At 63.9% G+C, this 14,935-nt stretch carries 1 protein-coding gene and 1 pseudogene (1 of these 2 running past the window's edge); both read right to left on the bottom strand.

Going from position 1 to position 14,935, the window contains the following annotated elements; genetic code table 11:
- Nucleotides 1-13,776, bottom strand: the 5' portion of a protein-coding gene (locus AB7M32_RS17155) for an amino acid adenylation domain-containing protein (RefSeq protein ID WP_454250674.1). The gene continues 1,395 nt to the left of window position 1, outside the view; only the first 13,776 of its 15,171 coding nucleotides appear in the window; its start codon is at nucleotides 13,774-13,776; its stop codon lies off the left edge, out of view.
- A pseudogene (locus AB7M32_RS17150) lies at nucleotides 13,706-14,935 on the bottom strand (condensation domain-containing protein); the annotation flags it as partial. The gene AB7M32_RS17155 and the pseudogene AB7M32_RS17150, both read right to left, overlap by 71 nt.

Below are 14,935 nucleotides of genomic sequence, written 5' to 3'. Positions count from 1 at the left end.
GTCCAGGTCGATCAATGGCACCTGAACCTGCGACAAGAGCCCTTGGGTCGCTGCCTGGGCCAGCACCGCAGCCGGCTCGCTGTCGGCCAGCATGTAGGCAATTCGTTCGGCGGGATAAGCCGGATCCAACGGCACATAACCACCGCCCGCCTTGAGAATCGCCAGCAACCCGATCACCATCTCGGCGCTGCGCTGGACACAGATCGCCACGCGCGAATCCGGTTGCACGCCCTGCTTGCGCAGGTAATGCGCCAACTGGTTGGCTCGCGCGTCCAACTGGCGATAGCTCAACGCGTGCTCGCCATGCAGGACGGCCACGTTGTCTGGCGTGCGTTGGACCTGGGCTTCGAACAGCCCGAGAACAGTCTGCTCCTGCGGATCATCGGCACCACCGGTATTGAACTCGGCCAGCAGTTTCAGGCGCTCGCTCGGCGGCAGGATCGACAGCTGGTGCAACGGCGCCTCTGGCGTCTGCTCAAGCATCTGGATCAAACCTTCCAGCGCCTGCCGTACATACCCGCACAGCCGCTGTGCACCGATGCGCGCCGGGGTCATGATGGTGAAGCTGAACGCCTCGCCCTGGTCATCCACCGATAACGTCAGCGGGTAGTTGGTCCGCTCCTCGCCACTGAGCACCCGGATACCGTCCCAGGCCGACAGCGCTTCGGCGGAAGCCGCCGCACCGGTATGGCGATAGTTGAGCAAGGCACTGAACAATGGCGTCGGCGCCTCCACGCCGCTGCAACGTTGCGCCAGCACCAGCGAGGCGTGCTCATGGCCGAGCAAGGCGGTCAGGCGCGCATGGGTCGCCTTCACACCGGCACGGACACCGGTCTGCCCCAGGTTCACCCGCAACGGCAGCGTATTGATGAACATCCCCAGTGCCCGGTCAGCCCCCTCGCCGCCCTGCATCCGGCCCACCAACACGGTGCCGAACACCACGTCGTCGCGCCCCGATACCGTGCCCAGTACCTGGGCCCAGACCAGGTGATACAGGCTCGCCGCGCTCACTCCGAGCTGACGTGCCTGGACCCGCAGCCGACGACTGAGGTCGGCCTCGACCTCCTGGCGAACCTCTTCGATGCCGCTGCCGTCGCCTTGCACATCCTGCAAATCGAACGGCAACGTCGGCTCGTCGACATCTGCGAGCATGTCGCGGAAGAACCGTTCATGGGCATCGCGACTCACGCCCAACCGAGCCTGGGCCACGTAGTTGCGGTACGGCACCGATACCGGCAAGCGTTGTGCCTGGCCGAGCATGTGCGCCTCGATCTCCGCCGACAGCACGGCCAGCGAGGTGGCATCGTCCACCAAGTGATGGAACAACAGCATGCCCACCCAGCGCTGATTGGCCGGGTCTTGCGCATAAGCGACTCGCATCAGCGGCGCCTGGCGGATGTCCAGGCGATAGTGCCGAGGGTCGAAACGCTGATGCAGCTGCGTGGCAACCTCCCCGGCCGACGGATCCAGTTCAACCGACTCGACCACCAGCCGCGCCTCACGCCAGACCACTTGCATGGGCTCGGCCAGGCCTTCCCAGAGCACCCCGGTGCGCAGGATATCGTGACGGCAGACGACCGCTTGCAGCGCCTGGGTGAAGTGCTCCACGTGGGCGAAGCTGTCGAACGCGAACATCACGTACTGCAAGTAGGGATCGCCTTGGGCGGCGGCGATGTGGTGGTACAGGATCCCTTCCTGCAACGGCGCAAGGGCGTAGATGTCCTGCACATTCGCCACCCCACCCGGCACCATGGTCACGATCCGGTCGATGGCGCCTTGATCCAGCTCGGCCAGGGGCAGCATGTCCGGGGTGATCCGCGTGCAACCGTCCGGGATGGCGTTATCCGGCACCACCACTTCGGTGTGCCCGCCCACCGCGGCTGCCAGGGCCGCCAGCGTCGGTTGGCCGAACAGCACCCGCACATCGGCGCTCAAGCCGACGTGGCGCATGCGTTCGATCAGCTTCACCGCCAGCAGCGAATGGCCGCCCAGTTCGAAGAAGTTGTCGTGACGGCCGATCCGCTCAAGGTCCAGCAGGTCTTGCCAGATCGCGGCAATGACCGTCTCGGCCTCGCCTTGCGGCGCTTCGTATTCGCGGGCCGCCACCGCCGACTGATCCGGCGCCGGCAAGGCCTTGCGGTCAAGCTTGCCGTTGGTGGTCAGCGGGAACGCTTCGAGGACCACGAACGCGCTGGGCACCATGTAGTCCGCCAGCGAAGCCAGCAATTGGGTGCGCAGCTCAGTAGCTGAAGGTTGCGCGCCGTCCGCGGCAATCACATAGCCCACCAGGCGCTTGTCCCCCGGCGCATCTTCACGGGCTATCACCAGCGCCTCGCGGACCCCCTCACAGGCGGCCAAAGTCGCTTCGATCTCGCCCAGTTCGATACGGAAACCGCGGATCTTCACCTGGTCGTCGTTGCGGCCCAGGTATTCGATGCTGCCGTCGGCCAGCCAGCGACCGAGGTCGCCGGTCCTGTACAGGCGCGCCCCTTCACACCCGCTAAAGGTGTCGGCGATAAAACGTTCCCGGGTCAACTCGGGCCGGTTCAGGTAACCCCGCGCCACGCCCGCGCCCCCCACGTACATCTCACCCACCACACCTACCGGCACCGGCTCGCGCCGGGCGTCGAGCACATACAGTTGCAGGTCGGGAATGCGCTTGCCGATGGGACTGACGCCCGTCAATTGCGCGTCGGCCGCCTCGAGCGGACGGTACGTCACGTGCACCGTCGTCTCGGTAATGCCGTACATGTTCACCAACTGCGTCCCGGCATTGGCTACGCGGGCGTACCAGGGCTTGAGCATCGCGGTTTCCAGTGCTTCACCGCCAAAGATCACCTGACGCAGGCTGTGGCGCAGGTCGCTGTCACCCTGGGCCGCGATCAGTTGCCGGAAAGCGCTTGGGGTCTGGTTCAGCACGGTCACACCGGCCTGGCACAGCAGCGCGTAGCAATCTTGCGGGGAACGGCTGACCAGCTGTGGCACCACCAGCAGGCGTCCGCCATGGATCAACGCCCCCCAGATTTCCCAGACCGAGAAATCGAAAGCGAAGGAATGGAACAGTGCCCAGACGTCTTGCTGGCCAAATTCGAACCAGGGCTGGGTCGCCGAGAACAACCGCGTGACGTTGCGGTGTTCGACCATCACCCCCTTGGGCAGACCGGTGGAACCGGAGGTGTAGATCACGTAGGCCAACTGCGACGAGGTCTGGCCCGGTACTTGCGGGTTGGCAGTGGACTGGCTGCGCAACGCCGGGCTATCGAGTTCGATCACCCGTACCGACTCTTCGGCCAGCAGCGCCTGGGTGGCGGCATGCACCACGATCGCCACAGGGGAACTGTCCTCGAGCATGTAGGCAATGCGTTCCGCCGGGGAAGCCGGATCCAGCGGCACATAGCCGGCACCGGCTTTCAAGATCCCCAGCAGGCCGACGATCATGTCCAAGCCGCGTTCGACACAGATGGCCACCCGGTCATCCGGGCGAATGCCCAGCGACAACAAGCGATGGGCGAGCTGGTTGGCCTGGGCGTTGAGTTCGCCGTAGGTCAGAGTCTGATCCTCGAACACCACCGCCACCGCGTCGGATTGCGTCGTGACCTGGGCCTCGAATTGACGATGGATCAGCGCGTCGTGGGCATACGCCGCCTCTGGCGCATTCCAGGTTTCCAACAGTTGCTTGCGTTCGGCCGATGGCAATACCGCGAGGTTGCGCACCGCCGTCTGCGGCGCGTGTTCCAGGGAATCAACCAGGCTCTGCAGGGCCACCTGCACATAGTCACAGATACGTTGCGCACCGATCCGGGACTCGACCTGCACCGTCAGGCTGAAGCTTTCCCCCAGGTCATCGACGTTCAGCGTCAGCGGATAGTTGGTACGTTCCTCGCTGGACAACATTTGCATGCCGTTCCAGGCCGACAACCCCTCATCCGTCACCTGCAGCGAACTGTGGCGGAAGTTCAGCAGCGCACTGAACAGCGGCGCTGGCGAGGCCACCTCACTGCAGCGCTGGGCCAAGGCCAGGGAAGCATGCTCATGCCCCAGCAACCCCGTCAGCCGCGCATGGGTGGTTTTCACCGCGTCCCGCACGCTTTGCTCATTCACCGGCACGCAAATCGGCAAGGTGTTGATGAACATGCCCAGGGCCCGGTCAGCCCCGTCGCCGCCTTGCATCCGGCCCAGCAGGACCGTGCCGAACACCACGTTCTCCTGGCCCGACGCCACGGCCAGGACCTGGGCCCAGGCCAGATGGACCAGGCTGGCGGCACTGACACCCAGCTGGCGGGCTTGTGTGCGCAGGCGCAGGCTCAAGTTGTCATCGACAAACGCTTTCACTTCTTCGATGCCGTGCCCGTCACCCTGTACCTGGGCCAGGCCGAATGGCAGTGTCGGTTCGTCGATATCGCCAAGCATGTCGCGGAAAAACGCTTCGTGCTCCTGTTCACTCGTCCCCAGGCGGGCCTGGGCCACGTAGTTGCGGTACGGCACCGATGCGACCAGGTGTTCGTCCTGGCCCAGCAGGTGCATTTGCATTTCATGCTGCATCACGTCCAGGGCGGTGTGGTCCAGGGCCATGTGGTGGAACAACAGGATCGCGACCCAGCGATCCTGGGCCTCGTCCCGGGCGTAAGCCAGGTGCAACAACGGCGCCCGGCCCAAATCCAGGCGACTGTGGCGCGCATCGAAACGGCTGGCCAATTGTGTGGCGATGTCGCCGGCCGTGGCATCGAGAACGATGCATTGCGGCGCCAGCAGCACCTGGCGCCAGACCACTTGCACCGGCTCATCCAAGCCTTCCCAGACCACACTGGTGCGCAAGATGTCGTGGCGATCGATCACCACTTGCAGTGCGCCGATGAAGGCATCGAGGCGTTCACGGTTGTCGAAGGCGAATTGCGATTGCAACACATAGGGGTCGCCCTGCTCGGCGGCCAGGTGGTGATAGAGGATGCCTTCCTGCAACGGCGCCAGCGGGTAGATGTCCTGCACGTTGCGCGCACCACCGGGAACGGTGGCGACGAGGCGGTCGATGGCGTCCTGGGACAGGTTGATCAAGGGCAACAAGTCCGGGGTGATGCGTTCACAGTCCAAAGGAATCAGGTTCGCCGGCACGCTGACTTCCCTGCCGCTGCCAATCGCAGCGGCCAGTGCGGCCAGGGTTGGCTGGCTGAACAGCACCCTCACGTCGGCGCTCAAGCCGGCCTGGCGCATGCGTTCGATCAGTGTCACCGCCAGCAGCGAGTGGCCACCCAGCTCGAAGAAGTGATCGTGGCGGCCGATTCGTTCCACTTTCAGCAACTCGGCCCACATACCGGCCAAGACCTGTTCGATCTCGCCCTGGGGTGCCTCGTAGGCTTGGCTGGCGTAAGCCTCGGCGTCCGGCGCCGGCAGTACCTTGCGGTCCACCTTGCCATTGAGCGTCAACGGGAACGCCGGCAACATCACGAACGCCGCAGGCACCATGTACTCGGACAGGGTCGCGGACAATTGCTCGCGCAATCCGGCCACACTCAGCGTGACTTGCGGTTGGGCAATGACATAGGCCACCAGGCGTTTCTCGCCGGTTTCATCGGCCCGCACCAGCACCACCGCGTCCTTCACGCCGTCACAGGCCGCCAGCTTGGCTTCGATCTCGCCCAGCTCGATGCGGAAACCGCGGATCTTCACCTGGTCGTCGTTGCGTCCCAGACATTCCAGACTGCCCTCCGGCAACCAGCGACCGAGGTCACCGGTGCGGTACAGCAGCGCGTCGGGTTCATGGCTGAACGGGTCGGCGATGAATTTTTCCGCGGTCAGGTCTGGTCGATTCAGGTACCCCTTGGCCACACCCTTGCCGCCGATGTACATCTCGCCGACGACACCCAACGGCGCCAATTGCTGGCGTGCATCGAGCACGTACACCTGGGTGTTGCCAATAGGGCCGCCAATGGGCACGCACTCGGCATCCGCCGCCACGGCCTTCACCTCGAGGGTGGTGGCGTAGGTGGTGGTTTCGGTCGGGCCGTAGCAGTGAACCAGGCGCAAACCGGGCGCCAGGTCCAGCAAGCGCCGGAACGACGCCACATCGGCCCGTTCGCCGCCGCACAACAGGATCCGCAGGCCGCCGAGGGCGTGGGGAATCAGTTGCACGTATTGGTTGAAGATCGCCGTGGTCACGAACAGCACCGTGACGCCCGAGTCCTGCAGGACCTGGGCAAACCTTGACGGCTCAAGCAGGGTTTCGTGGTCGATCACCACCACCTGCCCGCCATTGAGCAAGGCGCCCCAGACGTCCATGGTGCTGGCGTCAAACGCCGGGTTCGAGGCGAAGGCGATGCGGTCGTGGGCATTGAAGTCGGCGTAACCGTTGTTGATCACCAGGCGGCTGATGGCCCGGTGCGGCACCAGCACGCCCTTGGGCTGCCCGGTGGAACCGGAGGTGTACATGATGTAGGCGATCGACTCGCTGGACTGCGCCAAAGCCGGGTTGTGTGCCGGCCCTTGGCTGTCCAGCGTGTCCAGGTCGATGCGCGAGGCGCCCTCGGGTACGGTCTCGGTACTGAACGTCAGCAGGCACTTGGCCTGGCAGTCGTCGAGCATGAAGCCCTGGCGTTCCAGGGAGGCGTTGCGGTCCAGCGGCACATAAGCCGCCGCGCACTTGAGGATCGCCAGTTGACTGGCCAGCAGCTCGATGGAACGTGGCAGCAGGATCGCCACGCAGTCGTCCGGTTGCACGCCAAGGCCGATCAGGTGATGGGCCAGTCGGTTGGCCTGTTCGTTCAGCGCCCCGTAGCTCACTTGCCGCTGTCCGTGCACCACCGCAGTCGCCTGCGGCAGGTACGCGGCCTGGGCCTCGAACAGCGCCAGGACGGTTTGTTCATGTGGATAGGTGCGCTGGGTGGCGTTGAAATCCTCCAGTAGCTGGTTACGTTCGCTTTGCGGCAGGATCTCCAGTCGGTTGAGTGGCGTCTGAGGCGCGTATTCGAGAGCCTGCACCAGACTTTCCAGGGCCGTGTGCATGTAGGCGCAGATGCGCGCCGCACCGATGCCCTGCACTACCAGGGCGCTCAGCATGAAGCCATCGCCCAAGTCATCCACCGACAGGGTCAGTGGGTAATTGGTCCGTTCTTCGTTGCTCAGGAACTCGATGCCCTGCCATGCGGCCTGGGTTTCATTCGAGACCTCGGCCGCTGCACTGGCGCTGTGCCGATAATTGAGCAGCGCGCTGAACAGCGGCAGCGGCGCAACCACGCCGCTGCAACGCTGGGCCAAGGCCAGCGAGGCGTGTTCATGGCCCAACAACCCGGTCAGCCGTGCGTGAGTGGCTTTCACCCCCTCGCGCACGCCTTGGCTGCTCACGTCGATCCGCAGCGGCAAGGTGTTGATGAACATGCCAAGGACCCGGTCGGCTCCATCGCCGCTCTGCATCCGGCCCAACAGGACCGTACCGAACACCACATCGTCCTTGCCCGACACACGCCCCAGTACCTGGGCCCAGGCCAAGTGGACCAGGCTGGCGGCACTCACGCCCAACTGCCGGGCTTGTGCCCGCAGACGCAGGCTCAACGTTGCCTCGACAACCTGGCGGGCCTGCTCGATGGCCTGTCCGTCGCCGCTCACGTCCTGCAAGCCGAACGGTAAGGTCGGCTCGTCGACATCGGCGAGCATCTCGCGGAAGAACCCTTCGTGCTCTTGTTGACTCACCCCCAGGCGCGCCTGTGCCACATAGTTGCGGTACGGCATCGCCACGGGCAGTTGGTCGGCCTGGCCCAGCAGGTGCGCCTGCATCTCGTGCTGCACCACTTCCAACGCCGTGTGGTCGAGGGCCATATGGTGGAACAACAACACCGCGACCCAACGCTGGTTGAGCGCGTCTTCGGCAAAGACCAGCCGCATCAGCGGGGCCTGGGTGATGTCCAGCCGGTAGTGTTGCGGGTCGAAACGCTCCTGCAACTGCGCCGCGATCTCGCCCTTGGCAATGTCCAGGGCGATCTCTTCCAGATGCAGCTTCGCTTCGCGCCACACTACTTGGATCGGCGCGTCGAAGCCTTGCCACACCACACTGGTGCGCAGGATGTCGTGCCGATCGATGACGTATTGCAGCGCGTCCACAAACGCCGCCAAGCGGTCGCGACTCTGCAGTTCGAACACGGTTTTCAGCACATAGGGGTCGCCCTGCTCGGCGGCCAGGTGATGGTAGAGAATACCGTCCTGCAACGGTGCCAGCGGGTAGATGTCCTGCACGTTGCGCGCCCCGCCCGGCACCGTGGCGACGAGTCGGTCGATGGCGTCCTGGGACAGATTGACCAGCGGTAATAGATCAGGGGTGATGTGTTCGCAACGCAAAGGAATCAAGTTCGCCGGAACGCTGACTTCCCTGCCGCTGCCAATCGCCGCGCCCAGTGCGGCCAGGGTCGGCTGGCTGAACAGCACCCGCACGTCGGCGCTCAAGCCGACCTGGCGCATGCGTTCGATCAGCGTGACCGCCAACAGCGAATGGCCGCCCAGTTCGAAGAAATTGTCGTGGCGACCCACTTGGTCAACCCTGAGCAGCTCGGCCCAGAGTTGTGCCAAGAGTTGCTCGACCTCGCCTTGCGGCGCTTCATATTCACGGCTGACGTAAGCATCGCTGTCCGGCGCCGGCAGTGCACGGCGGTCGAGCTTGCCGTTGGCGGTCAACGGCAATGTGTCGAGGCGAACGTAGGCCACCGGAATCATGTAGTCGGGCAATTGCCCCTGCAAATGCATACGCAGGGTCTCGATGTGCGGCGCAACGTCCAGGTCCCGCGGCGTGAAGTACGCCACCAGGCGCTTCTCACCCGGGGCGTCTTCGCGCACCAGTACCACCGCGTCCTTGACCTCGTCATGCTGGCCTAACCGGGCTTCGATCTCGCCCAGTTCGATGCGGAAACCACGGATCTTTACCTGGTCGTCATTGCGCCCCAGGTAGTCGACCGTGCCGTCCGCGCGCCAGCGCGCCAGGTCGCCGGTGCGGTAGAGCAAGGCACCGGGATCGGAACTGAACGGGTCGGCGATAAACTTCTCGGCGGTCAGCTCGGGACGGTTCAGATATCCCTTCGCCACGCCGTCGCCACCGATGTACAGCTCGCCCGCAACGCCGATAGGCAATGGCTGCTGATTGACGTCCAAGACATAGACTCGGGTGTTGCCGATGGGCCGACCAATCGGGATTCCGCCCTCGCCCACGCGGGTGATCTCGTGGGTGGTGGTAAACGTGGTGGCTTCGGTCGGACCATAACCGTTGAGCAGGTGCAGCGGCGCGCCTTCCTTCAGGACTCGGCCGATCACCGTTGGATCGAGCACATCGCCACCGACGATCAGGTAGCGCAATTGGGCGAACACCGACATCAGCCCTGCGGCGTATTGATGGAACAGGCCCGCGGTCATCCACAGCACGCTGACCGATTGCTCTTGCAGCAGCGCCGCAAAACGCACTTGCGTCAGCAACACGTCCTGCTCGACCACCACCACGCAACCGCCGTTGAGCAACGGTGCCCAGACGTCGAGGGTGCTGGCGTCGAAGGCTGGATTGGAGGCGAAAGCCACTCGATCCTGGGCATTGAAGTCGGCGTAACCGTTATTGATCACCAAGCGGTTGATCGCCCGGTGCGGCACCCGCACGCCTTTCGGGGTGCCGGTGGAGCCGGAGGTGTACATGATGTAGGCCACCGATTCGCCGCTTTGCGTCAGGTCGAGGTTATCGGCGGCTTCATTGAAGACCAGCGTATCCAGATCCACCCGTTGCGAAACGTCAGGCGCTACCGCCGTGTTCAACGTCAACACGACCTGCGCTCCGCTGTCCTGCACCATGAACTGCTGGCGCTCCAGCGGCGCGCTGACATCCAGAGGGACATAGACCGCGGCGCACTTGAGGATCGCCAGTTGGCTGACCAGCAGCTCGAGCGAACGCTCCAGCGCAATCGCCACTCGATCGCCCGGTTGCACACCGAGGGCAATCAAATGACGGGCCAGGCGATTGGCCCGGTGGTTCAATTCGGCGTAGGTCAGGCTGTGGGCGTCATGCACGGCGGCAATGGCTTGCGGACGCTCGTTGGCTTGCGCCTCGAACAGGCCATGAACGGTCCTGTCCTGGGGATAGTGTCGGGTGGTGGCGTTGAAGTCGGTCAGTACCTGATGACGCTCGGTTTGCGGCAGTACCGCCAGCGTTTGCAAGCGGGATGTCGAGTCGGATTCCAACGCCGTTGCCAGGCTTTGCAGCGCGGTCGCCATGTAGGCACAGACCCGCTGCGCACCGACACCGCTCGTGGCCAGCACGGTCAGGGCGAAATCTTCACCCAAGTCGTCTATACACAGCGTCAATGGGTAGTGGGTACGTGCTTCGCCACCCAGCGTCTCAATGCCCTGCCAGGCCAGCAGCGCCGCTTCTGTATCGGCCTGTTCGCTGGAGTTGCGGTAGTTCAGCAAGGCGCTGAACAGCGGCATTGGCGCAGCCACGCCGCTGCAACGCTGGGCCACTGCCAGCGAGGCGTGCTCGTGGCCCAAGAGTGCGGTCAATTGTCCGTGGACCGCCTTGACGCCGGCCTTGACGGCCTGGTCGCCCACGCTCACACGAAGGGGCAAGGTGTTGATGAACATGCCCAACGCCCGGTCAGCACCCTGGCCGCCCTGCATCCGGCCCATCAGCACGGTACCGAACACCACGTCCTGCTTGCCGGACGCCTGCCCCAGCACTTGCGCCCAGGCCAAGTGATGCAAACTGGCGACGCCCACGCCCGACTGACGTGCCAGGCGCCGCAGCCGACGACTCAAGTCGCCGTCGAGCACCAGGCTCGCATCCTCGATGTCATGACCATCACCCTGCACCTGCTGCAAACCGAACGGCAGCGTGGGTTCGTCGACATCACCCAACATGTCACGGAAGAACCCTTCCTGCGCTTCACGATCCACACCCAAGCACGCCTGGGCCACGTAGTTGCGATACGGTACCGGAACGTCCAATTGACCGGCCTGCCCCAGCAGGTAGGCCTGCATCTCGCTCTGTACGACTTTCAGCGCCGCATGATCGAGGGCGATGTGATGGAACAACAGCATCGCTACCCAGCGCTGGTTGGGCTTGTCTTGGGCAAAGGCCAGGCGCATCAGCGGTGCCTGGGTCATGTCCAGGGCATAGTGCCGAACGTCGAAACGGTGCTGCAGCTGTTGGGCGATCGCTCCGGCCTGCGGGTCCAGCACCAGTTCTTCAAGCCCCAGCCGCGCTTCGCGCCAGACCACTTGTCGAGGCCCGTCGAGACCTTCCCAGAGGATGGCGGTGCGCAAGATGTCGTGGCGGTCAATGACGCTTTGCAGGGCCTGGGTGAACGCGTCGAGGCGTTCGCGACTGTCAAAGGCAAACTGCGCGTGCAGCACGTAGGGATCGCCCTGCTCGGCCGAAAGGTGATGGTAAAGAATGCCTTCCTGCAGCGGTGCCACCGGGTAGATCTCTTGCACGTTGCGCGCGCCACCCGGCACTGCCGCCACAATGCGGTCGATGGCGTCCTGGTCGAGGCTGGTCAGCGTCAGCATGTCAGGGGTGATCCGCTCGCAGCCGAACGGGATGCCGTTGACCGGCACGTCGATTTCACTGCCGACCCCCACTGCCGCCGCCAGCGCGGCCAGGGTGGGCTGGCCGAACAGTACGCGCACGTCGGCGCTCAAGCCGGCCTGGCGCATGCGCTCGATCAGGCTGACGGCCAGCAGGGAATGCCCGCCCAGTTCGAAGAAATGGTCGTGACGGCCCACGCGTTCGACCTTGAGCACGTCTTGCCAGATCTGCGCCAAGGTGGTTTCGACCTCGCCTTGCGGGGCTTCGTAGCCACGGGTGATGACGGCATCGAGATCCGGTGCCGGCAGGGCCTTGCGGTCGAGTTTACCGTTGGGGGTCAGTGGCAATGTATCCAGGCGCACGTAGGCAGCGGGCACCATGTAGGCCGGCAGCAGCGCTTGCAAGTGCGTGCGCAGGGCTTCGATCTCTATTGTTTCGTCCGGCGAGTGTTGGGTGAAATAAGCCACCAGGCGCTTGTCGCCCGGCACGTCTTCCCGAGCCAGGACTACGGTTTCCTTGATGTCTGGAGCCTGGGCGAGCTTGGCTTCGATCTCCCCCAGTTCGATGCGGAAACCGCGGATCTTCACCTGATCGTCATTACGGCCCAGGTATTCGATGTTGCCGTTCGGCATGTAGCGGCCCAGGTCGCCGGTCTTGTACATGCGGGCGTTGGGAACGGTGCTGAACGGATCTTTCAGGAAACGCTCGGCCGTCAGGTCATCACGATTGAGATAACCGCGAGCCACCCCGGCACCACCGATGTAGATTTCGCCCGGCACGCCCAGCGGCACGGGTTGCCCGTGTTCATCCAACAGATAGAACTGGGTGTTCGCCACCGGTTTGCCGATATGTGCGGCAAACCCGTCTTCGCGGGCCATCGACACCCAGCTTGAATAGGTCGTGGTTTCCGATGGACCGTAGAGGTTGCACAGGCGTTTGACCTGGGTCTGTTCGAATAAAGTTTCAACCAGGCTTCGCTTGAGCGCTTCACCGGCCACGTTGACCGTGTCGACGCCCTCGCCCAATCCGCCGGATTCCAGCAAGGCCTTGAGCGCCGACGGCACGGTATTGATCAGCGTGATGTCGTGCTCGCCCTGTTGCAGTTCCAGCACATTAGTGACCACTTCGATGCTGCCACCCGAGGTCAACGGCGCGAAGCACTCATAGACGGCCAGGTCAAAGTTCAGCGACGTCGAGAACAGGGTTTTCGACAACGTGGCGTCATCGAACGAACGATGGGCCCAGGTCAGGAAGTTCACCGTGTTGCGGTGCTCGATCATCACGCCCTTGGGCAGACCGGTCGAACCCGAGGTGTAGATGACATAGGCCAGATGAGAGGACGTCAGGCCAGTGACTTCAGGATCCAGCGACGATTCGCCCTGCCACAAGCCACTGTCGAGATCGATCACCGGCATTGATGCTGCGGCCAGCAATTCAAGGGTCGCCGTCTGCGCCAACACCGCCGCCGGCGCACTGTCTTCCAGCATGTAGGCGATGCGATCCAGCGGATACGCCGGATCCAGCGGTACATAACCGCCGCCAGCCTTGAGAATCGCCAGCAACCCCACGACCATCTCGATACCGCGTTCGACGCAGATCGCCACCCGCGAATCGGGCTGCACGCCCTGTTTGCGCAGGTAATGGGCCAGGCGGTTGGCCCGCTCGTTCAACTCGCGGTAGTTCAGGCGCTGTTCGCCACGGATCACCGCCACGGCATCCGGCGTACGCTGGACCTGGTCCTCGAACAACCCATGAATCGTCTGCTGCCGCGGATAGTCGGCCTCGGTGGCGTTGAACGTCACCAGCAGTTGTTCACGTTCCAAGGCCGGCAGGATCGACAGGTGCTGCAATGGTCGATCCGGCGTCTGTTCGAGCATGCCGACCAGGTTTTCCAACGTGTGCTGCACATAACCGCACAGCCGCTGCGCACCAATGCGCGCCGGGGTCATGACGGTAAAGCTGAACGCTTCGCCCTGATCGTCCACCGACAACATCAATGGATAGTTGGTCCGTTCCTCGCTACTGAGTATCTGGATACCGTTCCAGGCCGGCAATAGCTCGATCGCGGTTGTCGCCCCGGTATGACGGTAGTTGAGCAAGGCACTGAACAGTGGTGTTGGCGCTTGCACGCCACTGCAACGCTGTGCCAACGCCAAAGAAGCGTGTTCATGGCCCAGCAACGCGGTCAGACGGGCATGGGTCGCCTTGACGCCAGCACGGACGCTGGCTTGCGCCACGCTCACCCGCCAAAGGCAGCGTATTGATGAACATGCCCAGCGCCCGATCAGCGCCCTCGCCGCCCTGCATCCGGCCCATCAGCACCGTGCCGAACACCACATCGTCCTTGCCCGACACCTTGCCCAGGACTTGCGCCCAAACCAGGTGATACAGGCTCGCCGCGCTCACCCCGAGCTGACGCGCCTGGGCCCGCAACCGGCGACTCAGGTCGGCCTCGACCTCTTGGCGCACCTCTTCGAGGCCGCTGCCATCGCCTTGCACATCCTGCAAATCGAACGGCAACGTCGGCTCGTCGACATCGCCAAGCATGTCGCGGAAAAAACGTTCGTGGGCTTCGCCACTCACACCCAGGCGGGCCTGGGCCACATAGTTGCGATACGGCATCGCGGCGCCCAACTGCGCCGTCTCCCCCGAGAGACAGGCCTGTATTTCGTGTTGCATCACGTCCAGCGCGGTGTGGTCCAGCGTCATGTGGTGGAACAGCAGCATCGCCAGCCAGCGGTCATTCTCCGCATCGTGGGCATGCACAAGACTCAGCATCGGTGCCTGGGTAATATCCAGACGGTGATGCCTGGAATCGAAACGCTCATACAGTTGCGCCGCGGCATCGCCGTCGACCGGGTCCAGTGGGACCTCTTGCCGTCTCAGCAGGGCTTTGCGCCAGACGATCTGCAAGGGTTGCTCGAACCCCTCCCAACGTATCGAGGTCCGGAGAATGTCGTGACGATCGATGACCTGTTGCAACGCGCGCGCGAAGTCTTCCAGGCGACCCTGGGTCTCGAAAGCGAACAGCGTCTGGAGCAGGTAGGGATCGCCCTGCTCGGCCGAGAGGTGATGGTAGAGAATACCTTCCTGCAGCGGGGCCAGCGGATAGATGTCCTGCACATTGCGCGCACCACCCGGTACTGTCGACACGATGCGCTCGATGGCGTGGGGGTCCAGAGCGACCAGCGGCAGCATTGCCGGGGTGATGTGTTCACAATCCAAGGGAATCAAATTCGCCGGGACATTGACCTCGCCGCCACTGCCGACGGCGGCGGCCAGCGCGGCCAGGGTCGGTTGACTGAACAGCACGCGCACGTCGGCACTCAAGCCGGCCTGGCGCATCCGCTCGATCAGGCTGACGGCCATGAGCGAATGGCCGCCCAGCTCAAAGAA

This window comes from Pseudomonas sp. R151218B TE3479, from assembly GCF_053629195.1.
The sequence above is the reverse complement of the archived record's forward strand: the minus strand, read 5'-3'. Positions and strand labels throughout refer to the sequence as shown.